The sequence below is a fragment of the Georgenia ruanii genome, assembly GCF_009193175.1.
Lineage (GTDB): Bacteria > Actinomycetota > Actinomycetes > Actinomycetales > Actinomycetaceae > Georgenia > Georgenia ruanii.
This window is the reverse complement of record NZ_VUKE01000014.1, coordinates 38,872-63,107: the sequence shown is the minus strand read 5'-3', so window position 1 is coordinate 63,107 and position 24,236 is coordinate 38,872. Positions and strand designations below refer to the sequence as shown.

The following is a 24,236-nucleotide window of genomic DNA, read 5'->3' as shown; positions in this document are numbered from 1 at the left end:
GCACTCGCCGAGCAACCCGGCCCAGCGGCCCTCGCCGCCAGGCAACGTCTACGAAGGCGGAATCATGCGCAAGACTCTCGACCGGCTGATCTCCTGGACGGGCCTCATCCTGGCGGCCGTCCTGCTCGTCGGCGGCGGCCTGCTGACCTGGGCCAGCAGCTTCGTCGCCCAGAACGTCAAGGACCAGCTCGCGATCCAGGAGATCACGATGCCCGAGGGCGACGCCCTCGCGTCCCTCTCCGAGGCGGACCGGGCGGCCCTGGAGCCCTTCGCCGGTGACCCGATGACCACCGGCGACCAGGCCAAGGCCTTCGCCGACCACTACATCCTGGCCCACATGAACGCCTCAAGCGACGGCCGCACCTACGAGCAGGTCAGCGGCGAGTTCATGGCGGCCTCGAAGGACCCGGGCGCCAACCCCGACGACGTCGCCGCCCTCGGGCAGCTGCGCCAGACCCTGTTCATGGGCAACACCCTCCGCGGCCTGCTCCTCGAGGCCTACGCGTTCGGCATGATGGGCACCATCGCCAGCTACGCCGCCGTCGCCGCCTTCGTCGGCGCCGCCGCCCTCGCGGTCCTGGGCGTCCTGGGCCTGCGCCACGCCAAGAAGGTCGAGGCCGCCGACGTCGCGGCCTCCAGCCGGCCCGTCCCAGCCGGCGTCTGACCCTCACCTCGCACCGCCCCAGCGGCCCCGGAGCCTCGAGCTCCGGGGCCGTTGGCGTGCACCCGGGACGTCTCCGTGTTGTCGTGTCGAACCCCCGGGACGCCGTTCGACGCACGGGTAGAGCCGCCGGCACACCGGCCCGGGGCTCACGCTCCCCGCCACGAGGAAGGTGCCAGGAATGCAGAAGATCGTCGCGAACCTCTGGTTCGACACCCAGGCCGAGGAGGCCGCGAACTTCTACGTCTCCGTCTTCGGCGACGGCCGGATCAAGGAGATCACCCACTACGGGCCGGACTCGCCCGGCCCGGAGGGCAGCGTCATGACGGTGGCGTTCGAGCTGCACGGCCAGCAGTTCGTCGGCATCAACGGCGGCCCGCTGTTCCCGTTCACGGAGGCCGTGTCGTTCGAGATCCGGTGCAAGGACCAGGCCGAGATCGACCACTACTGGGACGCGCTGGTCGAGGGCGGCCAGCCCGGCCCGTGCGGCTGGCTCAAGGACCGCTACGGGCTGTCGTGGCAGGTCGTGCCGACCGAGTGGTACGAGATGTTCACCGACAAGGACCCGACCAAGGTGCAGCGGGTCACCCAGGCGATGCTCGCCACCCAGGGCAAGTTCGACGTCGCGGCGCTGCGGGCGGCCTTCGAGGGGGTCGAGCAGCCGGCGTGACCCCGGCCCACCGACACGAACGGCCCGACCCCAGGAGGGGCCGGGCCGTCGCAGTCGCGACTCAGAAGGTCACTTGGCGGGGACGACCGTCACGTCGAGCGTCGCCTGGACGTCCTCGTGCAGGCGCACGTGGACCTTGTGCGTGCCGAGCGCCTTGATCGGGCTGGGGACCTCGATCTTGCGGCGGTCGAGCTTGGGCCCGCCGGCGCCCTGAACGGCTTCGGCGATGTCCGTCGTGGTCACGGCGCCGAACAGGCGGCCGTTCTCGCCGGCGCGCACGGCGACGGTGACGGGGTTGGCCTGCAGGCGGTCGCGGATGTCGCGGGCCTCCTCGATCGTGGCGATCGCGCGCGCCTTGCGCGCGGCCTGGATCTGGTCGACCTGCTTCTGGCCGCCCTTGGTCCAGCGGGTGGCCAGGCCACGCGGGACGAGGTAGTTGCGGGCGTACCCGTCCTTGACCTCGACCACGTCGCCAGCGGCGCCGAGACCGGAGACCTCGTGGGTCAGGATCAGCTTTGCCATGAGTGGACTCCTAGTCTCAGCGAGCCGAGCTCGTGTACGGCAGCAGAGCCATCTCGCGGGCGTTCTTGACGGCCTTCGCGATGAGGCGCTGCTCCTGGACGGACACGCCGGTCACGCGGCGGGCGCGGATCTTGCCGCGGTCGGAGATGAACTTCCGAAGCAGCGCGGTGTCCTTGTAGTCGATGTTCTCGATCTTGCCCGCCTTGAGCGGGTTGGCCTTCTTCTTAGGCTTGCGAAGAACAGGCTTCGCCATGGTGGTGCTCCTCGATGATCCGTGCGGCGCCGTGGGGCGCACGCGAAAAGGTCTGACTTAGAAGGGGGGCTCGTCGTTGAACGCGCTCGAGCCGCCGGTGGCCCAGGGGTCGTCGGCCTGGCCGCCGCCGGGGGCGTTGTACCCGCCGCCCTGCTGCGCGCCGGCGGCCGCGTAGCCACCCTGCTGACCGCCGCCGTAGCCACCCTGACCGCCGCCGAAGCCGCCGCCACCGCCGCGCGAGGCGCGGGTGACCTTGGCCGTGGCGTAGCGCAGCGAGGGACCGACCTCGTCGACCTGCATCTCCACGACCGTGCGCTTCTCGCCCTCGCGGGTCTCGAAGGAGCGCTGGACCAGGCGGCCCTGGACGATCACGCGGGTGCCCTTGGTCAGCGACTCCGCGATGTTCTCCGCGGCCTCGCGCCAGACCGAGCAGCGCAGGAACAGGGTCTCCCCGTCCTTCCACTCGTTGGCCTGACGGTCGAAGGTGCGCGGCGTGGACGCCACGGTGAAGCTGGCCACGGCCGCCCCGGACGGGGTGAATCGCAGCTCGGGGTCCGCCGTCAGGTTGCCGACGACGGTGATGACGGTCTCTCCTGCCATGCTGTGCTCCCTGGGGTCAGGTGGTTGCTACGCGGACGCTCAGTGAGCTTCCGGGCGGATGAGCTTGGTGCGCAGGACGGCCTCGTTCAGACCGAGCTGACGGTCGAGCTCCTGGGCCAGCTCCGGCGTCGTCGTCATGTCGACGACGGCGTAGATGCCCTCGGAACGCTTCTTGATGTCGTAGGCAAGACGACGCTTGCCCCAGATGTCGACCTTCTCGACGGTGCCGCCGCCGGTCTTGACGACCGCGAGCAGCTTGTCGAGCGACGGGGCGACCGTGCGCTCATCGATCTCCGGGTCGAGGATGATCATCAGTTCGTAAGGACGCATGCTTGGTACCCACCTCCTCTGGACTCAGGCGGTCACGGTCCTTCCGTGACAGGAGGGTGATGCGTTCGCGGCCCCGCCCGGCACGCGGGTGCGTACGAGAAGGGACCAGCGGACCACCTTACCGTAGCCAGCCCCCTTCCCGGCCCGCGACGTGCCTCACAGCACCTGTGGACGGCTGAGAAGCAGAACGACGGCGGCACGTGCGTGCCGCCGTCGCTCCGTCTACTGGGGCCGGAGGGGGTTCCAGGTGCCCGGGCTGGCCGGACCGCCTTGCTGGCCCACGGTCGGTCCGGGGCTCGGCGTAGGAGCCGGCGTCGCCTGCTCACCGCCGTTGCCGCCGCCGTTCCCGTGCCCGTTGCCGTTCCCGTTCCCGCCGCCGTTGTTGTTGGGCGGCGTCGGGTTCGGCTCCTCGGAGGGCGGCTCCGACGGCTCCTCCGTCGGCGTCGGCGACGGCTCCTCGGTGGGCGCCTCGGTGCTGGGCTCGGCCGTCGGCTCCGGCGGCGGCGTGTACTTCGGCCGCGGGCGGGCGGAGGGCTTGGGGAAGTCCTCCACGGGCATGCCCTGGGTGGCCGCCGCCATGTAGTCGTGCCAGATCTGCGCGGGGAACCGGCTGCCGCTCATGAGCTTGGAGGGGACGCCGCCGAACCCGGTGAGCGACTGCTCGCTGCCGTCGTCGCCGGTCTGGAACATGTTGACGAACGTCGCCAGCTGCGGCACGTACCCGCCGAAGTTCGCCGACTTCAGCGCCGTCGACGTGCCGGTCTTGCCGGCCGCCGGGCGCCCGATGGCGGCAGCGGGCGCGCCGCCGTCGCTGATCACCGCCTGCATGGCGTAGGTGGCGTCGGCCATGACCTGCGCGTCGAACTCCCGCCGGCCCTGACCCTCGCCGGTGTAGACGACGTTCCCGGAGGTGTCGCGCGCCTCGGAGACGATGAACGGGTCGTGGCGCACGCCCTGGGCGGCGTAGGTCGCGAAGACGGTGGCCATGTCGATCGCCCGCGGCGAGGCCGACCCGAGCACGTTGCCCACCTCGTTGGCGAGGCCGGGGGTGTCCTGCGGCAGGCCGGCGCGGACGGCGGCGTCGATGGTGTTCTTCGGTCCGACGTCCTCGTTGAGCTGGGCGTAGGCGGTGTTCATGGAGCCCGCCGTCGCCTCGACCAGGTTCACCTGCCCGTGGTCGCGCGAGTCGAAGTTCCGGACCTGCCAGTTCCCGATCTTCATCTGCGCGGGGGCCGAGTAGGTGTCGTACAGGCTGATGCCCTGCTCCAGCCCCGCCACCAGCGCGAAGGGCTTGAAGGTGGACCCGGCCTGGGCGCGCGCCTGGGTGGCGAGGTTGAGCGGCTGGGAGACGAAGTCCGCGCCGCCGTAGAGGGCGACGATGGCGCCGCTGGAGGGGTCGATCGAGACGAGCGAGACACGGTTGTTCGCCGGGCGGTCGTCGGGCAGGTTGTCCACGGCCTGCACCGCGGCCTCCTGGTCCCGCTGGTTGATCGTCGTGACGATGTCGAGGCCGCGGGTGTCGATCTCGTCCTCGGTCATCCCGGCCTTGTGGACGAGCTCGTCGCGGACCATCTTCAGCAGATACCCGTTGGGCCCGCCATAGGTGTTCTCCGTCCTCGGCGGGACCGTCTGCGGGTACTGGGCGGCGTCACGGTCGGCCTGGCTGATCCAGCCGTCCCGGACCATGAGGTCGAGCACCCGGTTCCACCGCTGCTCGGCGCGGTCGGGGCTGACCGCGGGGTCCCAGGCGCTCGGCGCCGGGATGATGCCGGCGAGCACGGCGGACTCCGCGAGGGTCAGCTCGGCGGCCGGCTTGCCGAAGTAGGCCTGCGCGGCCTTCTCGATGCCGTAGGCGCCGCGGCCGAAGTAGATGGTGTTGAGGTAGTTCTCGAGGATGGCGTCCTTGGACTGGGACCGGTCGATCTTCAGCGCGAGGATCGTCTCCTTGAACTTCCCCAGGTAGCTCGTGGTGGTGCCCATGTAGTACCGCTCGACGTACTGCTGGGTCAGGGTGGAACCGCCCTGGGTGGGCAGTCCGCGCACGTTGTTCCACAGCGCCCGGGTCAGGCCCTTGGGGTCCACGCCGTTGTTCTCGTAGAAGTTGCGGTCCTCCGAGGAGATGACGGCCTGCCCGATGTACTCGGGCAGCGTGTCCATCGACACCACCGCGCGGTCGACCTGCGAGAAGGAGCCCATCGGCGTCTTGCCGTCCGCGTAGTAGACCGTCGTGGACTCCGCGAGGGCGAAGTCGTCGGGCTCGGGCACCTCGACGGTGGCGTAGGCGACCACGAACACCCCGAGCACCGCCGCGATGCCGGCGAGGATGGTGCCGAGCACCACCCGCCAGCTCGGCAGCCAGCGCTGGATCGGGCCCTTGCCCGAGCGGGGGTAGTCGAAGAAGCCCTTGCGGCGCGGCGCCGGGCCACGGCCGCCGGACCCGCGCCCACCGGACCCGCGCCCACGCCCGCCACCGGAGCCACGGCCACCACCCGCGCCGCCGGCGCGGGCCGCCGCGGCGGTGCCACGGCTCGACGTCGTCCGGCGTACGCCCGCCCCGGTGCGCGCACCGCCACCGGATGCGGAGCTGCGGGTGGAGGCACCGCTCGGGGCGCCACCGCGCCGGCCGTCCGCCGGCCGCCCGGTCGGGGACCAGTTGGGGGTACGTGCCACGCAGGCCTGCCTTTCGCCATGCCACACCGAGCGGCGCGACTACGGACGGGTGCGCCCGGCTCGTCCGATGTGCGGTACCGGCAGGCACCGAGAATCGGCCGCACGCGGGCAGATCGTCCTTCAGTATGCGGCAGCCTCCCCCACCCTGCCCATGTCGTCCGTCACAGCGGGAGGACTCGCCAGCTCCGCCGAGTGCCGGCGCGGGCGGGGGCCGCCGGCTGCCGGCGCGCCGGGCCACGGGCCGCGAACAAGGCCGCGAATGCGGCCCTTCGCACATGTCCGATATATCGGTGCGATATATTGCTGCGCTATCCGCGGTGTGACCCGCGGCGCACGGCAGCTCCCGGCAGCGACGGCAGGAAGGACGGCAGATGGGCGCACGCACCCAGGTGCTCGAGCTCGCCATCCTCGGCCGTCTGCGTGACGCCCCGACGCACGGCTACGAGCTGCGCAAGCACCTCAACGCCACCCTGGGTGCGTTCCGCACGCTGTCGTACGGCTCGCTCTATCCGGCGCTGCGGTCCCTCACCGAGCGCGGCCTGATCGTGGCCGAGGACGCCGGGGCCGCCTCGTCGCCGCTGTCCGGACGGCGAGCGCGCATCGTCTACCGCATCACCGGGGCGGGCCGGGGCCACCTGGAGGACTCTCTCGCCGTCGCCGAGCCGGCGGCCTGGGACGACGATGCCTCCTTCGACGTCCGGTTCACCTTGTTCGCGAGCACGGACGCCACCACGCGGCTGCGCATCCTCGAGGGGCGGCGGGCCCGCATGGTCGACCGGATGGAGAACCTGCGCCAGTCCTTCGCCCGGACCTCGCGGCGGATGGACTCCTACACGGCCGAGCTCGCCCGCCACGGCCTCGAGCAGGTCGAGCGGGAGGTGGCCTGGCTCGAACGGGTCATCGACACCGAGCGCGGCACCCGAGGCGCGCTCGACTACGACGACATCGCGCCGGCGGCCCCGCCGCCGACGTCGACGGGGCCGCCGGGACCCCCCGGCACCTCTCCCCCCAGGGGCACACGGAGGCCCCCGTCCGCGGACGCCGACGGCGCACCCGCCACCCGGAATGAGAACCCACTGAGCAAGGAGCAACCATGAGCGCCATCCGCGTCGCGATCGTCGGCGTCGGCAACTGTGCGTCGTCGTTGGTGCAGGGCGTGCACTTCTACGCCGACGCCGACCCCGAGAGCACCGTCCCGGGCCTGATGCACGTCCAGTTCGGCAACTACCACGTGCGCGACGTCGAGTTCGTGGCCGCGTTCGACGTCGACGGCAAGAAGGTCGGCCGCGACCTGTCCGAGGCGATCGTCGCCAGCGAGAACAACACCATCAAGATCTGCGACGTCCCGCCGCTGGGCGTGGAGGTCCAGCGCGGGCACACCCTCGACGGGCTCGGCAAGTACTACCGGGAGACCATCGAGGAGTCCACCGCCGAGCCGGTCGACGTCGTCGCGACGCTGCGTGAGACCCGCACCGACGTGCTCGTGTGCTACCTGCCGGTCGGCTCGGAGGACGCGGCGAAGTTCTACGCCCAGTGCGCGATCGAAGCGGGCGTGGCGTTCGTCAACGCGCTGCCCGTGTTCATCGCCGGCACCAAGGAGTGGGCCGACAAGTTCACCGCCGCCGGGGTGCCGATCGTCGGCGACGACATCAAGTCCCAGGTGGGCGCCACCATCACGCACCGCGTGCTGGCCAAGCTCTTCGAGGACCGCGGCGTCGTGCTCGACCGGACGTACCAGCTCAACGTCGGCGGCAACATGGACTTCAAGAACATGCTCGAGCGCGACCGGCTGGAGTCCAAGAAGATCTCCAAGACCCAGGCCGTGACGTCCAACGTCAAGCACGAGCTGGGCGAGAAGAACGTCCACATCGGCCCCTCGGACTACGTCCAGTGGCTCGACGACCGCAAGTGGGCCTACGTGCGCCTGGAGGGCCGGGCGTTCGGCGAGGTGCCGCTGAACCTCGAGTACAAGCTCGAGGTGTGGGACTCCCCGAACTCCGCGGGCATCATCATCGACGCCATCCGGGCGGCGAAGATCGCGCTGGACCGCGGCATCGGCGGCCCGCTGCTCTCGCCGTCGAGCTACTTCATGAAGTCCCCGCCGGAGCAGCGCAACGACGACGTCGCCCGGCAGTCGGTGGAGGCGTTCATCGCCGGCGACGTCGAGCGCTGACGTCGGTCCGACCCTTCCCGAGGCCCCGCCATGCCCGTGGCGGGGCCTGGGCGGACCGGGCCGTCACAGGGCGCCGGGCCGTCACATGGCTCCGGGCGGTCACAGGGCTCCGGGCGGTCACAGGGCTCCGGGCGGTCACAGGGCTCCGGGCGGTCACAGGGCGCCCGAGATCCGGAGCACGGCCCCGCTGACGTAGCTGGCCTCGTCGCTCAGCAGCCACCGGATGGCGCCGCTCACCTCCGCCGGCTCCCCCGCCCGCCCCAGCGGGATGCGGGCCGCCGCCCGATCGGCCCGCCCCGGCTCACCGGCCGCGGCGTGGATGCCGGTGCGCACGATGCCGGGCGCGATGGCGTTGACCCGGACGCCCTCGCCCGCGAGCTCCTTCGCGAGCCCCACCGTGAGCGCGTCGACCCCCGCCTTGGCGGCGGCGTAGTGGACGTACTCGTGCGGGCTGCCCAGCGTCGCCGCGGCGGACGAGACGTTGACGATCGCGCCGCCCGCTCCGCCCCGCCTGAGCGACATGACCCGGGCGGCGGCGCGCGCGCACAGCACCGCCCCGACGAGGTTCACCTCGATCACGCGGCGCACGACGTCAGGGGGCGTGTCGGCGAGATCACCGATGTGCGCGGTGGCGCCGGCGTTGTTCACCAACCCCGTGACCTGTCCGAACTTCTGCCGGGCCGCCGCGAAGAGGCGCGCGACGTCGTCGTCGACCGTCACGTCCGCCTGGACGGTCAGGCATCCCCGCCCGGCCCGGCGGACGAGGTCGGCGGCGCGTGCGGCGGCGTCGTCGTCCCGGTGGAAGGCCAGCACGAGGTCGTGCCCGCTCGCCGCGAGGGCCGTGGCGGTGGCGAGCCCGATGCCGCGGGTGCCTCCGGTGATGATCGTCGTCGGCATGCGGGGAGCCTACGGACGTCGGCGGGCCGGCGTGGGAGCTTCGCCACGGGGCGCCGGCTCCGGCGGGACAGGAGCCCATATCGGTTGCGGATCGGACATATCCCCGTACCGTGTGAGTGACCTCACATGGAGGGTGGGATGGCAGCTACGCACGATCACCGGGACGAGGGCGGGAGGAACCGCCTCGGCCGCTGGGTCGTGCGCACGCTGCTCGGCCTCTGCGGTGGCGTCGCGATGAGCCTCGCCGGGACGGCGCTCGCCTCGTTGGCGTCCGCCGACGACGGCGAGGGCGGCGCGGGGCTGGGGCAGGTCATCACCCGTGTCGCCGCCGCGAATCCGGTGACCCAGGCCGTCGTGCAGCCGGTGACCGAGCGAGTGGCCGCACCGGTCGCGGAGCGGGTGCTCACTGTCACCGAGACAGTGACGGCGCCGGCCGACGATGCCGTCGTGGCCCCGGTGGTGGACGAGGTGGTCGTGCCGGTCGGACGCCACGTGCTGAAGCCGGTCGTCGACGGTGCCGTCCAGCCCGTCGCTTCCTCGCTGGCACCCGTGGCGCAGCCGGTCGTCGGGGCAGCGACCGACGTCGTGCGGCCGGCCGTCGGTGCGGTCGCGCCCGTCATCGCCGTGCTCGAGCCGGCGGTCGGCGCCGCCCGGCCCGTCGTCGGCGCGATCGAGCCGGTCGTCGGCGCGGCCCGACCGGCGATCGACGTCGTCGCACCGGTGGTCGGCGCCGTCGACCCGATCATCGGACCCCCTCTCGCCCCGGTCGTGGAGGACGCCGCGCGCCCCGCGCCCGACGGCACCCCCGCCGTGCGGGCGACGCCGGCGGCGCCGCTCCCTCCCGCCGGGCTCGCCGTCGGCGCGGAGCAGCCGCCCGCGCTGACGCCGCTGCTGACGAGCCGGCCGGAGACGTTCCGCCCGACGAGTGAGCCGCTTCGTGCGACGGCCCTGGACGACCGCCCGGCGGGCGCCTCTGTCCCGGCCCTCACCCCCGCTCCCCCAGCCGGTGCACCTGTGCCCTCGGCCGCCCCGAACGGCTCGCCGGGCGGCGGGGCGGGGGCAGGCTCCGCGAGCGGTGTCGGCGGTGGGCACGATCCCGGCTCGATCCTCCATTCGTCCTCGTCGAGCGGGCTTGCGTGCACGCGCAGCCCGGACCTCGTCCACACGCTTCCCCAGGACGTCGTCCTCGACGTCGCGGTCGCTCCTGACTGAGGCGAGGCGCCGCCGGCAACGCGCCGGCATGCCTCTCGCGCGCCCCGCGCGTCCTACCCACGTCAGGAGATCAGCCATGCACATCGTCATTCGGCGAGCGTTGGAGACGGCGCTCATGACCGGCGGGCTCGTGATCGTCGGTGCCGCAACGGCCCAGGCGGACGGCGCGAGCACCTCGACCGCGAGCGACGGCGTGACCGTCGTCGCCCCGGTCCAGGCGCCCGTGTCGGTCGACGGCATCGCCGTCGGCGTCCTCGGCGACGCCGCCACGGGGTCGGCCCCGACCAGCCCGGCAACCACCTCGCAGATCACCACCACCGACAGCACGACGGCGGACCCGGCCCTCGCCGGAGTACTCGACGACGGCGCCACCGTCGCCGCACCCGTCCAGGCACCGGTCACCATCGGGGGTGTCGCCGCCGGGGTCCTCGGAGACGCCACCGCCACCGGCGGCCCCTCCCAGAACGCGACCAGCACGACCGCCACGATCAACGACACCGATGCCGCCAACGATGGCGACGCCGCCCGGGTCCTCGCCGGGGTCCTCGACAGCGCCACCGTCGCCGCACCCGTCCAGGCACCGGTCACCATCGGTGGCTCGGCCGTCGGTGTCCTGGGCGACGCCGCCACGGGGTCGGCACCGACCAGCCCGGCAACCACCTCGCAGATCACCACCACCGACACCACGACGGCGGACCCGCCCCTCGCCGGGGCCCTCGACGGCGCCACCGTCGCCGCCCCCGTCCAGGCACCGGTCACCATCCGGGGTGTCGCCGCCGGGGTCCTCGGCGACGCCGCCATCACCGGTGGGCGCTCGGCGGCCACCGATGACGCCGCGGCCACCGCGGGCGCCGGCGGTGCAGCCCCGCTCGGCGAGCAAATCACGACGCCGCTCGGTTCGGCCGGGCTCGTCGCGGCAGGCACCGGCGTTCCAGCAGGCGCCGACACGGCCCACCTGGCCGCCACCGGCTTCGAGCCGTGGTGGGTGGCGGTGCTCGGCGTGCTGCTGCTCCTGGCGGGTGGCGGCGCGCTCCTGCACCAGCAGATGGCGGCGGCGCCGTGAGCGCGACCGAGCAGGAGACAGAGACGGGCATGTCGTCGACGGCGGTGCCGCTGATCGACCGGCAGCCCAACGCGCGGTGCTACGTGCTCGGCCACCACTGGCACGAGGAGCGCATCGGGTTCAGCAGCCTCACGCTCAGCGCGTGCACGAGGTGCGGCGAGACCCGTGCGTAGGCCGTAGGGCCCCACGAACGCCCGGGCCGGCCGCCAGGCCCCCAAAACTGCGGCCGGTCCGGGCCCCTCCGCCCACACCGCCGGGCGCCGCGCTCCGCGGCGCCCGAGCCGGTAGCGGAGCTTGCGCGCGCCGGGGTGCTGCGCGAGCGCACGTCGCCAGCCCACGGCGGCGACCGGCACGCCGTCGGATAGCCTGCATCGGTGCCGATCCCCGCCGCCTGCCGATGAGCGTCCTGTCCGACCTGCGCACGGTCGCCGTCCACCGCGACTTCCGTAAGCTGTTCGCGGTCCGCCTGGTCTCCCAGTGCGGCGACGGGATGTTCCAGGTGGGCCTGGCCACCTTGTTCTTCTTCAACCCGCAGAACATGGCGACGGCGGCCAGCGTCGCCGCAGCGTTCGCGGTGCTGCTCCTGCCCTTCACGGTGGTGGGCCCCTTCGCCGGGCCGCTGCTGGACCGATGGCGCCGCCGACAGGTGCTCCTCCTCGGGAACGCGCTGCGGGTGGTGCTCGGGCTCGTGCTCGCGGTCCTCATGGCCACGACGGGCGTCGGCGTGCCGGTCTACGTGCTCGCCCTGGTCACCCTGGGCGTCAACCGGTTCCTGCTCTCCGCGCTCTCCGCCGGCCTGCCCCGGGTGGTGCCGGCGGACCTGCTGCTCATGGCCAACACCCTCACGCCCACCCTGGGTGCGGTCTCCGCCGTCGTCGGTGGGGCGCTGGGGTTCCTCATCAACCTCCTCGTCCCCGCCGGGCCGGGCAAGGACGGCCTGGTGCTCGCCACCGCGGCCGTGCTCTTCGGCGCCGCCTCCCTGCTGGCGCTGCGCCTCGGGCGCGACCAGCTCGGGCCGGCGCACCGCTCCGGCCCGGGCCGGCTGTGGCGCGACGTGCGGGCCACGGCCGGGGACATGGTCGACGGCGCCCGCTACCTCGTGACCCGGCGCACCCCCGGCATGGCGCTGGGGGTCATGGCGTCCCACCGGTTCCTCTACGGCGTCAACTTCATCGCCCTGCTGCTGATGTCGCGCAACCTGCTGTCGAACCCGGCGGACGCCTCCGCCGGGCTGAAGACCTTCGCGCTGCTGACCGGCGTCTCCTTCGCGGGCAACGGGCTGGCGATCGTCCTCACGCCGATCGCGCACGAGCGGATGCGACCCTCGGCCTGGATCGTGGTGTGCCTGGGCATCGCCGGGGTGAGCCAGGCGCTGCTGGCCCTCTCCGCGCAGCGTGCGGCCATCATGGTCGCGGCGGTGCTCATGGGCCTGGGGGTGCAGGGCGCGAAGATCGCGGTAGACACCATCGTCCAGCGTGACACCGACGACGCCTACCGCGGCCGCGCCTTCGCCCTCTACGACGTCCTCTACAACGCGGCGTTCGTCGGGGCCGCCGCGCTGGCCGCCGCGGTGCTGCCGGACACCGGCTGGTCACGGGGCGTGTTCGCCGCCCTCACGCTCGTGTACGTGGCGGTGGCGGCGGCCTACCGCGCCGGCACCGCCCGGGTGCACGACCGGCCCGTCCCGGTGCCGGGCACGGAGCTGCCCTGAGGGGCTCGGCTCAGTCCCGGGCGGCCCACCAGGCCAGCAGCGCCTCGCGGGCGGCGTCCTCGCCCAGCGGCCCGCGCTCCATGCGCAGGTCGAGCAGGAACGCGTAGGCCTCGCCCACCACCGGCCCGGCCGGGATGCCGAGGATCGTCATAATCTGCCGGCCGTCGAGCTCGGGACGGATGGCCTTGAGCTGCTCGTGCTCCTTGAGCCGGACGATCCGTTCCTCGAGGTCGTCGTAGGCGGCCGCCAGGCGCATCGCCTTGCGCTGGTTGCGGGTGGTGCAGTCGGCGCGAGTGAGGCGGTGCAGCCGCTCGAGCAGCGGGCCGGCGTCGGTGACGTAGCGCCGCACCGCCGAGTCGGTCCACACGCCGTCGCCGTAGCCGTGGAAGCGCAGGTGCAGCTCGACCAGGCGGCTGACGTCCTTGATCGTCTGCTTGTCGAACCGCAGCGCCTTGAGCCGCCGGGCGGTGAGCTTGGCGCCGACGAGCTCGTGGTGGTGGAAGCTCACCCCGCCGCCCGGCTCGAACCGGCGGGTGGCCGGCTTGCCGACGTCGTGCATGACCGCCGCCAGCCGCAGCACGAGGTCCGGGCCGGGCACCGGCCCGTCCGGCCCGGTCTCCATGGCGATGGCCTGGTCGAGCACGGTGAGGGTGTGCTCGTACACGTCCTTGTGCCGCTTGTGCTCGTCGACCGTCTGCTGCAGCTGCGCCAGCTCGGGCAGGACGACGTCGGCCACCCCGGTGTAGACCATGAGCTCGAGCCCGCGCCGGGGCGAACGCGAGAGCAGCAACCGCTCCAGCTCCGCCCGGACCCGCTCGGCGGAGACGATCTCCAGCCGGCCGGCCATGTCCGTCATCGCGCGCATGACGTCGGGGTCGACGTCGAAGCCGAGCTGGGCGGTGAACCGGGCGGCCCGCATGATGCGGAGCGGGTCGTCGTCGAAAGACTGGGTGGCGGTGACCGGGGTGCGCAGGAGGTGGTCGCCGAGGTCGCGCATGCCGCCGGTGGGGTCGACCAGCTCGAGGGAGGGCAGCCGCACCGCCATGGCGTTGACGGTGAAGTCGCGGCGGGTGAGGTCCCCCTCGAGGGTGTCGCCGTAGCTGACGGCGGGCTTGCGCGAGCCGACCTCGTAGGCCTCGGTGCGATAGGTGGTCACCTCGACGACGACGTCCCCCTTGCGGGCGCCGATGGTCCCGTACTCCTTGCCGATGTCCCAGTGGGCGTCGGCCCACCGGCTCAGCAGCCGCTCGGTCTCGTCCGGACGGGCGGAGGTGGTGAAGTCGAGGTCGTGGGAAACCTCACCGAGAAAGGCGTCCCGCACCGGCCCGCCGACCAGCGCCAGCTCGTGCCCGGCGCCGGCGAAGACGTGCCCCAGCTCGGTGACCTCCGGGGGCAGGCTCGCCAGCGAGGCCTGGGCCCGGCGCTGGAGGTCGGCGAGGGTGTCGGTGGTCGCGGAGCGGTCGGGGCTGGGCACCGACCAAGCGTGCCACGCCGCTCCGGCGCAGCCCACACGCCGGTGTCGTGCCCGGATCATTACAGTGGCCACATGCCTGCCGTATTCCCTGTGCCGCGCCCCCGGGTGCCGCGGCCACCCCGGGTGCGGCCGGCGAATGCCCGCGGCAGCGCCCTGCCGGTGGTGGACGAGACCTCCGCGGGGGGTCTGGTGGTCGACGTCGTCGACGGCCGGGCGGTCACCGCCGTCATCGCGCGGCGCAACCGGGCCGGCCGGCTGGAGTGGTGCCTGCCCAAGGGCCACCTCGAGGGGCAGGAGACCCCCGAGGAGGCCGCGGTCCGCGAGATCGCCGAGGAGACGGGCATCAACGGGCGCATCCTGCGCCACCTCGCCACCATCGACTACTGGTTCGCCGGCACCGACCGGCGGGTGCACAAGGTGGTGCACCACTTCCTGCTCGAGGCCACCGGCGGGGAGCTGACCACCGAGAACGACCCCGACCACGAGGCCGAGGACGTGGCCTGGGTGGGGCTGGACGAGGTGGCCTCGCGGCTGGCCTACCCGAACGAGCGTCGCGTGGTCGCCACCGCGCGGGACGTGCTGGCCGGTCGCGCATGAGGTGGGCGCGGGCGTGGGCGCGCCCGGTGGCCACGCTGGCGGCGGCGCTGGCCGCCTTCGCCGGCCCGGCCGCGACGGCGCACGCCGCGGGCACGCCGACCGCTGCGCCGGACGCCGCCCCGCATGCGCGCGAGGCCGCCACCGCGGGCACGTCGGCGACGGACCCCCCGACCGCGCGGGCCGACGAGGCCACCACGGCGGGCGCCGGCACGACCACGGGCGCCGCCCCGGCCGCCCACACGACCACCCCCGGCGAGCTCACGGTCGACGTCACCGACATCGCCCCCGCCGTGCTGCGCCCGAACCAGACCCTGACGGTCAGCGGCACGGTGGCCAACGGGACGACCGAGGACCTCACCGCCCCCACGCTGCGCCTCCGCGTCCAGCGCTCCACCCCGATCTCGCGCACCACCCTGCAGCGGTGGCTGGAGCCGGACTCGGTGTTCTCCACGGTCGTCGTCGCCCGCGAGGACCTGCCGGAGCGGCTCCCGGCCGGCGCGAGCACCACGTTCAGCTTCGAGGTCCCCGCCGCCGACCTGCCGCTGACCGACACCTCCTGGGGCCCGCGCGGCATCGAGGTGGCCCTCGACGACGTCGCCGGCGACCCGGTCGAGGCCACCGACCGGTCCTTCATGCTCTGGTACCCCGACGTCGAGGTGCAGCCCACCCCGGTGGGCATCCTCGCCCCGGTGACGGCCACCGCCGCCGAACGCGCCCGCGCCGAGGGCGACGGCTCGCTGGCCGCCGCCTCCGAGGCCCGCGTCGGTCCCCTGCTCAAGGCGCTCGACCGGCCCGGGGTGACGACGTTCGTCGACCCCATGCTCCTGGCCGCTGCGTCCCCGGGGATCGGCGCCTCCGAGCCCCCGGCGGGCTCGGAGGCCCCCGACGCGACGGGCGAGCAGGCGGAGCCGCCCGACCAGGCGGTCAGCGACCTGCGGGCGGCGGTCGCGGCCTCCGCGGGCACCCGGGACCGCGAGGTCACCGCCCTGCCCTGGGCCGACGCCGACGTCGCCGCCCTCGCCCACACCGGCCGCGAGGACCTCCTCGATCAGGCGCTCGCCCGCTCGACTGCCGCTCTCCGCGACGCCGGGGTGCAGGCCCGCACGGACATCACCTGGCCCGCGGGGGTTCCGGACGCGCAGACCGCCGAGCTGGCCGCCGCCACTGGCGCCTCCGCCGTCGTCCTGCCGGCCGGCGCCATGACCCCGGCCGGCGAGCTCACCTACACTCCGTCGGCGCGCACCGACATCCCGATGGACGACGGCACCGACCTGCCCGCCGTGCTCGTGGACGAGCGGGCCTCCGCCGTCCTCGCCGGCCGGCTGCTGCCGCGCACCGCCGCCGCGGCCGACCCCGCCCCGCTGGACGACCTCACCGTCCGCCAGCTCCTGCTCGCCGAGACCGCGGTGGTGGCCCGCGAACGCCCGAGCGACCCGCGCGCCCTCGTGCTGGCGCTGGGCCGGGACTTCACGGGCGACGCGGCCACGCTCGGTCGGACGCTGGGGGCGCTGACCAGCGCCCCGTGGGTGCGGCCGACCACCCTCGACCAGCTCCTCGCCCTGGACTCCTCGACGCTGCGGCGCAGCCCGCTGCCCCACGAGGAGGTCTCAACCGCGGAGCTGGGCGCCGTGGACCTGGCCCGCATGCGGGCGGCGCGGGACGAGGCGGCCGCCTTCGCCACCGCCACCGCGGACCCGGCGGCGTTCCTCGTCCCGGTCGACGACGCCCTGGCACCGGTGCTCTCGGCGGCCTGGCGGGCGGACCCGGCCGGGCGCGACGGGCTGATCCGCCAGGTGCGACGCGACGTCGCCGGGCTGGGCACCGCCGTGGCGGCCATGCCGTCCTCCACCCTCAACCTCATCAACTCCTCGGCGAACGTCCCCGTCCACGTGCGCAACGACCTCGGCGTCGACGTCACCGTGCGGGTCGAGCTCGACCCCAACGACCCGCGTCTGCAGGCCCGCGAGGGCGTCCCGCTGACCGTCCCGGCGCACTCCCAGGCCACCGCCCAGGTGCCGGTGCGCGCCGTCGGCAGCGGCAACCTGCCGGTGCGCATCAAGCTGACCACACCCGCCGGCCACCCGGTGGGCGAGCCCGCCGAGCTGGCGGTGCGGGTGCGCGCGGACTGGGAGAACGTGGGCACGGCGGTGGTCGCCGGCCTCCTCGTCGTCCTGCTCGTCGCGGGGCTGGTGCGCACGGTGCGCCGCGGCCCCCGCATGGACCCGGGCACCCCGGTGCCCGACCCGGGGGTGTGAGCATGGCCCAGCCCCGCTCCCGCAGCGTCGCCGGCTCCTCGGCGGTGATGTTCGCCGGCACCCTGGTCTCCCGGCTCCTCGGCGTGGTGCGCAGCCCGCTGCTCATCGGCGCGGCCATCGGCATCAACTACGGCGCCGCCAACGCGTTCTTCGTGGCCAACAAGCTGCCGAACATCATCTACATGCTCATCGCGGGCGGGGTGCTCAACGCCGTCCTCGTCCCGCAGATCGTCCGGGCCATCCGCGAGCACGACGACGGCGGGCAGGCCTACGTCAACCGGCTCATCACCCTCGCCGTCGTCGGGCTTGGCGGCCTGACGGCGCTGCTCACGGCCGGCGCGCCGGTGCTGGTGAGCATCTTCGCCAACACCCTGGCGCCGCAGTGGTACGACGTGGCCGTCGCCTTCGGCTACTGGTGCATCCCGCAGGTGTTCTTCTACGGGATGTACACGGTGCTGGGCCAGGTGCTCAACGCGCGCGGCATCTTCGGGCCGTACATGTGGGCGCCGGTGCTCAACAACGTCGTCGCGATCGCCGGGCTGGGGCTGTACCTCCTGGTCTACGGCGGCGTCTCGGTCACCGACCCCACCGACGCGGGCATCTGGGACGCCGGGCGGGTGTTCCTGCTCGCCGGCACCGCGACCTTGGGCGTGGCGTCCCAGGCGTTGGTGCTCCTGCTGCCGCTGCGGCGCGCGGGCTTCCGCTTCCGGCCCGACTTCGCCCTGCGCGGCTCGGGCCTGAGGCGGGCCAGCCGCATGGCGATGTGGGTCTTCGCCGCGCTGGCGGCGGGGCAGGTGAGCACCGTGATGATCTCCCGGGCGGCGGCCCGGGCCTCGGACCTGGGCGGCGGCGCCCTCGACGTCGCCGGCAACGCCGCCTACGACACCGCCTACCTCGTCTACTCGCTGCCCACCTCGCTCGTCGTCGTCTCCCTCGTCACCGCCCTGTTCACCCGCATGGCCGGCAACGCCGCCGGCCGCGAGCTCGGCTCGGTGCGCGCCGACCTGTCCGTGGGGCTGCGCACCGTCGGGGTGTTCACCGTCTTCGCCACCGGCGGGCTCATGGTGCTCGCACTGCCGCTCGTGCGGGTCATCACCGGCACCGTCTCCTACACCGAGGCGCAGTCCGTCGCCCGGGTGCTCGTGGCGATGCTGACCGGGCTGGTGGGCGTGGGCGTCTTCACGGTCGTCCAGCGCGTGTACTACGCCTTCGAGGACGCGCGCCAGCTGTTCTGGCTGCAGCTGCCCATCGTCGGCATCGTCACGGTCGGCTCGGCGGCGGCGATGCTGCTCCCGCCGCAGTGGACGGTGGTGGGCATCGGGGCGGCGATGTCGCTGTCCAACATCGTCGGCGCCGCCCTGACCTATCTCGGGCTGCGCCGCCACCTGCCCAGCCTCGACGGCGCCCACGTGCTGCGCACGCACCTGCGCCTCCTCCTCGCCGTCCTCCCGGCCACGCTGCTCGGCTGGGGGCTGCTGCACCTGCTGGGCACGAGCTCGCCCGACCTGGGCGTGGCCGGGGCGCTGTGGCGCACGGTGGTGGTCGGCGTGGTGATGCTCGCCGTGTACGTGGCGCTGCTGCGGGCGCTGCGGGTGGACGAGCTCGCCACGATCACGCGGCCGGTGGGCCGGATGGGCGCGGCGGTGGGCCGCCGGGTGCCCGGCCCGGTCGGCCGGCTGCTGGTGCGCCTCGGCACGGCCGTGGCCGGCGGCCCGGGCACCGGGCCGCGCGGCGACGGATCGGGCCCGGGCGGGCCCGGTCGGGGCGGATCGGGTCCGGAAGGCGGCTCGGGTCCGGGGCCCGGTCCGGGCGGCGGGGGCGGCGCCCCGGCCCCCGGCGCCGCGGTCCCGGCGGCCGACCTCGCCCGCGCGGCGACGGGCCCGCAGTCCGCCACGCCGCTGCCGATGGCCCCGATGAGCGCCGCCGCCCCGGAGCCGCTGCGTACACTCGGGGCCAGCCGCTCTGGCGTGGTGGACGGGCGACCGGACGAGGGGGGCGCGGTGCTGGACGCAGACACGGGGTATGTCGGGACCGGTCACGTCCTGGGGGGCCGTTACACGCTGGAGGGCAACCCGCTGCGCAGCCACGGCGGCGCCGAGGAGTGGTTCGCCCACGACGCGATCCTCGACCGGCGCGTGCAGGTGCTGCTCCTGCCGCGCGGCGGCCGGCGCAACCCCAGCGTGCTCGACGCCGCCCGGCGGGCCGCGCTGGTGGAGGACCACCGCCTCCTGCGGATCCTCGATGTGGAGGACGCCGACGAGTTCGACTACGTCGTCACCGAGCCGGTGCGCGGGGCCGACCTGGGCATGCTGGCCCGCCGCGGCGGCCTGCCCGCCGACCAGGCCTGCGCCGTCGTCGGCGAGGCGGCCAGCGCGCTGGAGGCCGCCCGCCGCCACGGCGTGCACCACCTCGCCCTCGTCCCGGCCAGCGTGCACGTGACCGACGACGGCGAGGTCCTCCTCACCGGCCTGGGCGTCGACGCCGCGCTGCTGGGCACCGAGGACGACGAGGCGTCCCCGCTGGAGACCAGCCGCCGCGACGCCGTCGACCTCGTCCGCCTCCTCTACCTCGCCCTCACCGGCACCTGGCCCGACCCCGCCGCGGGCGCCCCGCCGGCGGCCGGCGCGCTGCGTCCGGGCACGCCCGTCGACCTCGACGGCCTGTGCACGGCCACCCTGAGCGAGGACGCCGGCCCGCACAGCACCGGCGAGCTCATCGTGGACCTGGCCCCCTGGCCCGACATCGCCCCCGACCGCCTGCCCCAGCCCGTGGCCCCGCCCCCGGGCCCGCCGGCGGGCCCGGCCGGGCCGGTGGCCGCCGCCACCGCCGGCGCCTCGACCGCCGGCGCCTCGACCGCCGGGGCCGAGCAGGCGGTGGGCACGCCGGCGACCCCGGCCCCGGTGTCGGCCGCCGCCGAGCCGCCCGCCGCACCGGCCGACCCGAACGAGCCCCCTGCACCGCCGACCCCGTCGGAGGAGGGCCGCGGCGCCGCCGTCCTCGCGCACGAGGCGAGCCCCGGCGACGGCGTCGTCACCGCCCCGACCGGGGCGCCGGCGCACTGGGCCCCGCACCGCCCGACGTCCACCGACGCCCCCGAGTTCACCGCGATCCTGCGCCCCGAGGACGCCGCGGCCGGCGACGCGCCGCGCCACCCGCGGCTGACCGGCGCGCTCGCCGGCGTGGCGACGGCGGCTTCCGGCAAGGCCCGGACCGCAGCGAGCTCGGTCGCCTCGCGGACCAAGCGGGTGGCCGAGGAGACGACGGCGCTGACCGACACCGCCCGCAAGGGCCTGGACTCCGCCATCGCCGCCGGCAAGAGCGTGCTGGGCACCCCCGAGGACCGCCGCCCCGCGCCGGACGAGGACCTCTTCCCCGAGCACACCCCGCCGGCGGACATCGACGGCCCCGAGGTGCCGTTCAAGGAGCGGCGCATCGACCCCACACCGGTGGTGCTCGCCGTCGTCGGTGCCCTGGTCTTCATCCTGCTGGTCGTCGCGCTCAAGACGTTCTTCGCCCCGGCCAAGCCGGTCGCGGTGCCGCACGTGACCGACGCCCCCACCACCGCCACCGCCTCGCCCACCCCCTCGGCGACGCCATCCGCCTCGCCGTCGCCGTCCCCGACGCCGACCACCCCGGCACCGGCGCCGGTGATCCAGTCCCTGGCCCCGGTCGACCCCCAGGGCGACGGCGCCGAGAACCCCGAGCTGACGCTCCTCGCCATGGACGGCGACCCGGCCACGTACTGGCGCTCCCGGTCCTACAAGAGCCCCACCTACGGGATGAAGGACGGCATCGGCCTCGTCGTCACGCTCCCGCAGGCCACGACGGTGAGCAAGGTCGAGATCGACCTGCACGGCAACGGCGGGCAGGTCCAGATCCGCTCGACGACGGCGCAGGCGCCGACCCAGGGCGAGGTGCTCGCCGAGGGGCCGATGGGCCCGCAGTCGGTGTTCACCTTCTCCAAGCCGGTCGAGACCGCCAGCCTGGTGCTGTGGTTCCCGCAGCTGCCGGTCGCCGAGTCCGACGGCAAGTATCGCATCGAGCTGGCCGAGGTGCGGCTGGGATGATCGTGCCGGCCGGCCCCGCCCCGACGCTGCCGGCGCCGCCCGGACCGGGGCTCGGGCCCGGGAACATCGGACACGTACGATCTGTTGTACGGGGCAGGATCGGCTGGGACGCGCCGTGCGCGCCCCGGGCCGTGCAGGACGTCGACCATCGGAGCGAGGAACACCCATGAGCCAGGAGACAGCCGCGACGCGCGAGGTCCGCGACGTCATCATCGTCGGGTCCGGCCCCGCCGGGTACACCGCCGCGGTCTACGCCGCGCGCGCGAACCTGCGCCCCCTGGTCTTCGCCGGCTCGATCACCGCCGGCGGGGCGCTGATGAACACCACCGAGGTGGAGAACTTCCCCGGCTTCCCCGAGGGCATCCTCGGCCCCGAGCTCATGGACGACATGCGCAAGCAGGCCGAGAAGTTCGGCGCCGAGGTCCGCTACGAGGACGTCGTCGCCGTCGACCTGGCCGGCGAGACCAAGACCGTGACGACCGACGACGGCGACACCTACGCCGCCCGCGCGGTCATCCTCGCCAACGGCTCGGCCTACAAGGAGATCGGCCTGCCCGAGGAGAAGCGCCTGTCCGGCCGGGGCGTCTCCTGGTGCGCGACCTGCGACGGGTTCTTCTTCCGCAACCAGCACATCATCGTCGTCGGCGGCGGCGACTCGGCGATGGAGGAGGCCACCTTCCTCACTCGCTTCGCGGACAAGGTCACCGTCGTGCACCGTCGCGACGAGCTGCGCGCCAGCAAGATCATGGCCGCGCGGGCCATGGCGAACGAGAAGATCGAGTTCGCCTGGAACTCCGAGGTCGTGGCCATCCACGGCGAGAACAAGGTCAGCAGCGTGACCCTGCGCGACACGGTCACCGGCGAGCAGCGCGAGCTCGACGCCACCGGCGTCTTCGTCGCCATCGGCCACCGCCCGCGCACCGAGATCCTCGCCGGACAGGTCGACCTCGACGAGGCCGGCTACATCACGGTCACCCACCCCACCACCGCCACCAACATCCCCGGGGTGTTCGCCTGCGGCGACGCGGTGGACCACATCTACCGCCAGGCCATCACCGCCGCCGGCACCGGCTGCTCGGCGGCCCTCGACGCCGAGCGCTACCTGGCCCACCTCGACGAGGCCGGTCAGCCGGCCCCCGACGCCTCCCAGACCCCCGAGGGCGCCGTCCTCGCCTGAGCGGCGACTCCACCGCACCTCCGGGCCGCCGGCCCTCGAAAGGAGATCCCATGAGCAACGTCCCCGCCGTCACCGACGCCACCTTCGAGGCCGAGGTCCTGCAGTCCGACGTCCCCGTCGTCGTGGACTTCTGGGCCGAATGGTGCGCCCCCTGCCGCCAGATGGCCCCGATCATCGACGAGGTCGCCGCCGCGCACGGCAACGTGAAGTTCGTCAAGCTCGACACCGACGCCAACCCGCAGACCACCGCGAAGTACGGGATCGTGTCGATCCCGACGTTCAACGTCTACTCCGGCGGCGAGCTGGTGAAGTCCGTCGTGGGCGGGCGCCCGAAGAAGGCCTTCGTCGACGAGATCAGCGAGTTCCTCGGCTGATCGCCCGTCCGTCACGCCCCCGTCGGCCCTCGGCCGGCGGGGGCGCCGGCGTCCCGGCGTTCCGCACCGCGACGTGTCACCACGTGCCACGAGCGCGCAGTGGCAGACTGCAGGGATCGGTCGCGGCAGGCGCGGCCGCCAGATCGAGGGAGAACGAACCATGAGCACTCCGGGTGCGCAGTCAGGCCAGGGCGAGCACAGCCGGCGGGGCGCCGCGGCTGCTGCCGCCCAGGCCGGCACCCGGCTGGACCCGTGGTTCTCCAGCTACGCCGACCGGGCCCACGGGATGCGGGCCTCGGAGGTGCGGTCCCTGTTCGCCGTCGCCAACCGGCCCGAGGTGGTCTCGCTGGCCGGCGGCATGCCGAACATCGACGGCCTCCCGCTCGAGCACCTCGCCGAGATGACGGCCAAGCTGCTGCGCGAGCGCGGCACCAAGGCGCTGCAGTACGGCGGCGGGCAGGGCGAGGAGGAGCTGCGCGAGCAGATCGTCGAGGTCATGCGCTACGACCACGTCGCCGCGCACCCCGACGACGTGGTCGTCACCACCGGCTCCCAGCAGGCCCTGGACCTCGTCACCGAGATCTTCATCAACCCCGGCGACGTCGTCGTCGCGGAGGCGCCGAGCTACGTCGGGGCGCTGGGCGTCTTCCGGGCCTACCAGGCCGACGTGGTCCACGTGCCCATGGACGACCACGGGCTGATCCCCGACGAGCTCGAGCGCACGCTCACCGAGCTCGAGCGCGCCGGGCGGCGGGTGAAGTTCCTCTACACCGTGCCGAACTTCCACAACCCCGCGGGCGTCAGCATGGCGCTCGAGCGCCGCCCGCAGGTGGTCGAGGTGTGCCGGCGCCACCACGTGCTCATCCTCGAGGACAACCCCTACGGCCTGCTCGGCTTCGACGCCGACCCGCTGCCCGCGCTCAAGAGCTACGACCCGGACGGCGTGGTCTACCTCGGGTCCTTCTCCAAGACCTTCGCCCCGGGCTATCGGGTGGGCTGGGCGGCCGCCCCGCACGCGGTGCGCGAGAAGCTCGTGCTGGCGAGCGAGTCGGCCATCCTCTCCCCCACGATGATGGGCCAGCTCTCCGTCGCAACCTACCTGGCCAACTTCGACTGGTACGGGCAGGTCAAGGAGTACCGGCAGATGTACCGCGAGCGGCGCGACGCCATGCTCGGCGCGCTGGCCGAGTACCTGCCCGAGGCCCGCTGGACGGTGCCCGACGGCGGCTTCTACACCTGGGTGACCCTGCCGGAGGGGCTCGACGCCCAGGCGATGCTGCCGCGGGCGGTGACCAACCTCGTCGCGTACGTCTCCGGGACCGCCTTCTACGCCGACGGCCAGGGCCACGACCACATGCGCCTGTCGTTCTGCTACCCCACCCCCGAGCGCATCCGGGAGGGCGTGCGGCGCCTGTCCACGGTCGTGCGGGCCGAGGCCGAGCTCGTGACCATGTTCGGGACCCCACCCACCGCCCGCCGCGGCGACGCGGTGGAGATCCCGTCCCCCGACCAGGTCTGAGGAAGGAACGC

General features: G+C 74.0%; 21 protein-coding genes. 14 read left to right on the top strand and 7 right to left on the bottom strand.

Annotation, left to right across the window (positions count from 1 at the left end):
* The first annotated feature begins 64 nt into the window (after positions 1 to 64).
* Both GD880_RS14055 and GD880_RS14050 read left to right on the top strand, forming a co-directional pair.
* The gene (locus tag GD880_RS14055; RefSeq protein ID WP_152232244.1) at positions 65 to 664 is read left to right on the top strand and encodes a hypothetical protein; all 600 of its coding nucleotides are present in this window, start codon (positions 65 to 67) and stop codon (positions 662 to 664) included.
* A 178-nt stretch (positions 665 to 842) separates the two neighbouring features.
* The gene (locus tag GD880_RS14050) at positions 843 to 1,331 is read left to right on the top strand and encodes a VOC family protein (RefSeq protein ID WP_152232243.1); all 489 of its coding nucleotides are present in this window, start codon (positions 843 to 845) and stop codon (positions 1,329 to 1,331) included.
* A gap of 69 nt (positions 1,332 to 1,400) precedes the next feature.
* On the opposite strand, the gene rplI is transcribed toward GD880_RS14050, so the two are convergent.
* The 5 genes from rplI to GD880_RS14025 all read right to left on the bottom strand — a co-directional run bounded on the left by rplI (position 1,401) and on the right by GD880_RS14025 (position 5,706).
* Positions 1,401 to 1,853, bottom strand: coding sequence for a 50S ribosomal protein L9 (gene rplI / locus GD880_RS14045; protein WP_152232242.1), 453 nt, complete (start codon positions 1,851 to 1,853; stop codon positions 1,401 to 1,403).
* Between the two features lie 16 nt (positions 1,854 to 1,869).
* Complete coding sequence (gene rpsR, locus GD880_RS14040; RefSeq protein WP_152232241.1) at positions 1,870 to 2,106, bottom strand: 30S ribosomal protein S18; 237 nt, start codon at positions 2,104 to 2,106, stop codon at positions 1,870 to 1,872.
* A 57-nt stretch (positions 2,107 to 2,163) separates the two neighbouring features.
* Positions 2,164 to 2,706, bottom strand: a complete 543-nt coding sequence (locus tag GD880_RS14035) for a single-stranded DNA-binding protein (RefSeq protein WP_152232240.1) — start codon at positions 2,704 to 2,706, stop codon at positions 2,164 to 2,166.
* A gap of 39 nt (positions 2,707 to 2,745) precedes the next feature.
* The gene (rpsF, locus tag GD880_RS14030) at positions 2,746 to 3,036 is read right to left on the bottom strand and encodes a 30S ribosomal protein S6 (RefSeq protein ID WP_152232239.1); all 291 of its coding nucleotides are present in this window, start codon (positions 3,034 to 3,036) and stop codon (positions 2,746 to 2,748) included.
* A gap of 222 nt (positions 3,037 to 3,258) precedes the next feature.
* Positions 3,259 to 5,706: a transglycosylase domain-containing protein gene (locus GD880_RS14025; protein ID WP_193314515.1), complete on the bottom strand. Its 2,448-nt coding sequence runs from the start codon at positions 5,704 to 5,706 to the stop codon at positions 3,259 to 3,261.
* Positions 5,707 to 6,077: 371 nt separating this feature from the next.
* On the opposite strand from GD880_RS14025, the gene GD880_RS14015 reads away from it, so the two are divergent.
* Complete coding sequence (locus GD880_RS14015; protein WP_152232236.1) at positions 6,078 to 6,803, top strand: PadR family transcriptional regulator; 726 nt, start codon at positions 6,078 to 6,080, stop codon at positions 6,801 to 6,803.
* The gene (locus GD880_RS14010; protein WP_152232235.1) at positions 6,800 to 7,879 is read left to right on the top strand and encodes an inositol-3-phosphate synthase; all 1,080 of its coding nucleotides are present in this window, start codon (positions 6,800 to 6,802) and stop codon (positions 7,877 to 7,879) included. Before GD880_RS14015 ends, GD880_RS14010 begins: the two co-directional genes overlap by 4 nt.
* Before the next feature lie 153 nt (positions 7,880 to 8,032).
* Here GD880_RS14010 and GD880_RS14005 read toward each other — a convergent pair whose 3' ends face one another.
* Positions 8,033 to 8,776, bottom strand: a complete 744-nt coding sequence (locus tag GD880_RS14005) for an SDR family oxidoreductase (RefSeq protein ID WP_152232234.1) — start codon at positions 8,774 to 8,776, stop codon at positions 8,033 to 8,035.
* A gap of 138 nt (positions 8,777 to 8,914) precedes the next feature.
* Here GD880_RS14005 and GD880_RS14000 point away from each other — a divergent pair, with 138 nt between their 5' ends.
* The 4 genes from GD880_RS14000 (at position 8,915) to GD880_RS13990 (ending at position 12,762) form a co-directional block, all read left to right on the top strand.
* Positions 8,915 to 9,988 (top strand): hypothetical protein, encoded by a 1,074-nt coding sequence (locus GD880_RS14000; RefSeq protein ID WP_152232233.1) that lies wholly within the window; start codon positions 8,915 to 8,917, stop codon positions 9,986 to 9,988.
* Between the two features lie 76 nt (positions 9,989 to 10,064).
* Positions 10,065 to 11,051: a hypothetical protein gene (locus GD880_RS13995; protein WP_152232232.1), complete on the top strand. Its 987-nt coding sequence runs from the start codon at positions 10,065 to 10,067 to the stop codon at positions 11,049 to 11,051.
* Complete coding sequence (locus GD880_RS20410) at positions 11,048 to 11,224, top strand: hypothetical protein (protein WP_193314514.1); 177 nt, start codon at positions 11,048 to 11,050, stop codon at positions 11,222 to 11,224. Before GD880_RS13995 ends, GD880_RS20410 begins: the two co-directional genes overlap by 4 nt.
* A gap of 224 nt (positions 11,225 to 11,448) precedes the next feature.
* Positions 11,449 to 12,762 carry an MFS transporter gene (locus tag GD880_RS13990; RefSeq protein WP_152232231.1) on the top strand — a complete coding sequence of 438 codons (1,314 nt, stop codon included), beginning with the start codon at positions 11,449 to 11,451 and terminating at the stop codon, positions 12,760 to 12,762.
* 10 nt (positions 12,763 to 12,772) lie between these two features.
* On the opposite strand, the gene GD880_RS13985 is transcribed toward GD880_RS13990, so the two are convergent.
* Entirely contained in the window at positions 12,773 to 14,236 is a 1,464-nt protein-coding gene (locus GD880_RS13985) for a CCA tRNA nucleotidyltransferase (RefSeq protein ID WP_226909670.1), read from the bottom strand.
* 72 nt (positions 14,237 to 14,308) lie between these two features.
* Here GD880_RS13985 and GD880_RS13980 point away from each other — a divergent pair, with 72 nt between their 5' ends.
* The 6 genes from GD880_RS13980 (at position 14,309) to GD880_RS13955 (ending at position 24,225) form a co-directional block, all read left to right on the top strand.
* Positions 14,309 to 14,833 carry an NUDIX hydrolase gene (locus tag GD880_RS13980; protein ID WP_152232229.1) on the top strand — a complete coding sequence of 175 codons (525 nt, stop codon included), beginning with the start codon at positions 14,309 to 14,311 and terminating at the stop codon, positions 14,831 to 14,833.
* A complete protein-coding gene (locus GD880_RS13975) occupies positions 14,830 to 17,088 on the top strand; it encodes a DUF6049 family protein (RefSeq protein WP_152232228.1) in 2,259 nt (752 codons plus the stop codon). Before GD880_RS13980 ends, GD880_RS13975 begins: the two co-directional genes overlap by 4 nt.
* A gap of 2 nt (positions 17,089 to 17,090) precedes the next feature.
* A complete protein-coding gene (murJ, locus tag GD880_RS21050; RefSeq protein WP_152232227.1) occupies positions 17,091 to 21,155 on the top strand; it encodes a murein biosynthesis integral membrane protein MurJ in 4,065 nt (1,354 codons plus the stop codon).
* A 166-nt stretch (positions 21,156 to 21,321) separates the two neighbouring features.
* Positions 21,322 to 22,332 carry a thioredoxin-disulfide reductase gene (gene trxB / locus GD880_RS13965; protein WP_152232226.1) on the top strand — a complete coding sequence of 337 codons (1,011 nt, stop codon included), beginning with the start codon at positions 21,322 to 21,324 and terminating at the stop codon, positions 22,330 to 22,332.
* Between the two features lie 50 nt (positions 22,333 to 22,382).
* On the top strand, positions 22,383 to 22,706 hold the full coding sequence (trxA, locus tag GD880_RS13960; protein ID WP_152232225.1) for a thioredoxin: 324 nt from the start codon (positions 22,383 to 22,385) through the stop codon (positions 22,704 to 22,706).
* A gap of 160 nt (positions 22,707 to 22,866) precedes the next feature.
* Positions 22,867 to 24,225, top strand: a complete 1,359-nt coding sequence (locus GD880_RS13955; protein WP_152232224.1) for an aminotransferase-like domain-containing protein — start codon at positions 22,867 to 22,869, stop codon at positions 24,223 to 24,225.
* Positions 24,226 to 24,236: the final 11 nt, after the last annotated feature.

Excerpts from the sequence above, each read along its gene's own strand:
- GD880_RS14055 (WP_152232244.1), top strand. The coding sequence starts at position 65 with ATGCGCAAGACTCTCGACCGGCTGATCTCCTGGACGGGCCTCATCCTG.
- GD880_RS14050 (WP_152232243.1), top strand. The coding sequence starts at position 843 with ATGCAGAAGATCGTCGCGAACCTCTGGTTCGACACCCAGGCCGAGGAG.
- rplI (WP_152232242.1), bottom strand. The coding sequence starts at position 1,853 with ATGGCAAAGCTGATCCTGACCCACGAGGTCTCCGGTCTCGGCGCCGCT.
- rpsR (WP_152232241.1), bottom strand. The coding sequence starts at position 2,106 with ATGGCGAAGCCTGTTCTTCGCAAGCCTAAGAAGAAGGCCAACCCGCTC.
- GD880_RS14035 (WP_152232240.1), bottom strand. The coding sequence starts at position 2,706 with ATGGCAGGAGAGACCGTCATCACCGTCGTCGGCAACCTGACGGCGGAC.
- rpsF (WP_152232239.1), bottom strand. The coding sequence starts at position 3,036 with ATGCGTCCTTACGAACTGATGATCATCCTCGACCCGGAGATCGATGAG.
- GD880_RS14015 (WP_152232236.1), top strand. The coding sequence starts at position 6,078 with ATGGGCGCACGCACCCAGGTGCTCGAGCTCGCCATCCTCGGCCGTCTG.
- GD880_RS14010 (WP_152232235.1), top strand. The coding sequence starts at position 6,800 with ATGAGCGCCATCCGCGTCGCGATCGTCGGCGTCGGCAACTGTGCGTCG.
- GD880_RS14005 (WP_152232234.1), bottom strand. The coding sequence starts at position 8,776 with ATGCCGACGACGATCATCACCGGAGGCACCCGCGGCATCGGGCTCGCC.
- GD880_RS14000 (WP_152232233.1), top strand. The coding sequence starts at position 8,915 with ATGGCAGCTACGCACGATCACCGGGACGAGGGCGGGAGGAACCGCCTC.
- GD880_RS13995 (WP_152232232.1), top strand. The coding sequence starts at position 10,065 with ATGCACATCGTCATTCGGCGAGCGTTGGAGACGGCGCTCATGACCGGC.
- GD880_RS13990 (WP_152232231.1), top strand. The coding sequence starts at position 11,449 with ATGAGCGTCCTGTCCGACCTGCGCACGGTCGCCGTCCACCGCGACTTC.
- GD880_RS13980 (WP_152232229.1), top strand. The coding sequence starts at position 14,309 with ATGCCTGCCGTATTCCCTGTGCCGCGCCCCCGGGTGCCGCGGCCACCC.
- GD880_RS13975 (WP_152232228.1), top strand. The coding sequence starts at position 14,830 with ATGAGGTGGGCGCGGGCGTGGGCGCGCCCGGTGGCCACGCTGGCGGCG.
- murJ (WP_152232227.1), top strand. The coding sequence starts at position 17,091 with ATGGCCCAGCCCCGCTCCCGCAGCGTCGCCGGCTCCTCGGCGGTGATG.
- trxB (WP_152232226.1), top strand. The coding sequence starts at position 21,322 with ATGAGCCAGGAGACAGCCGCGACGCGCGAGGTCCGCGACGTCATCATC.
- trxA (WP_152232225.1), top strand. The coding sequence starts at position 22,383 with ATGAGCAACGTCCCCGCCGTCACCGACGCCACCTTCGAGGCCGAGGTC.
- GD880_RS13955 (WP_152232224.1), top strand. The coding sequence starts at position 22,867 with ATGAGCACTCCGGGTGCGCAGTCAGGCCAGGGCGAGCACAGCCGGCGG.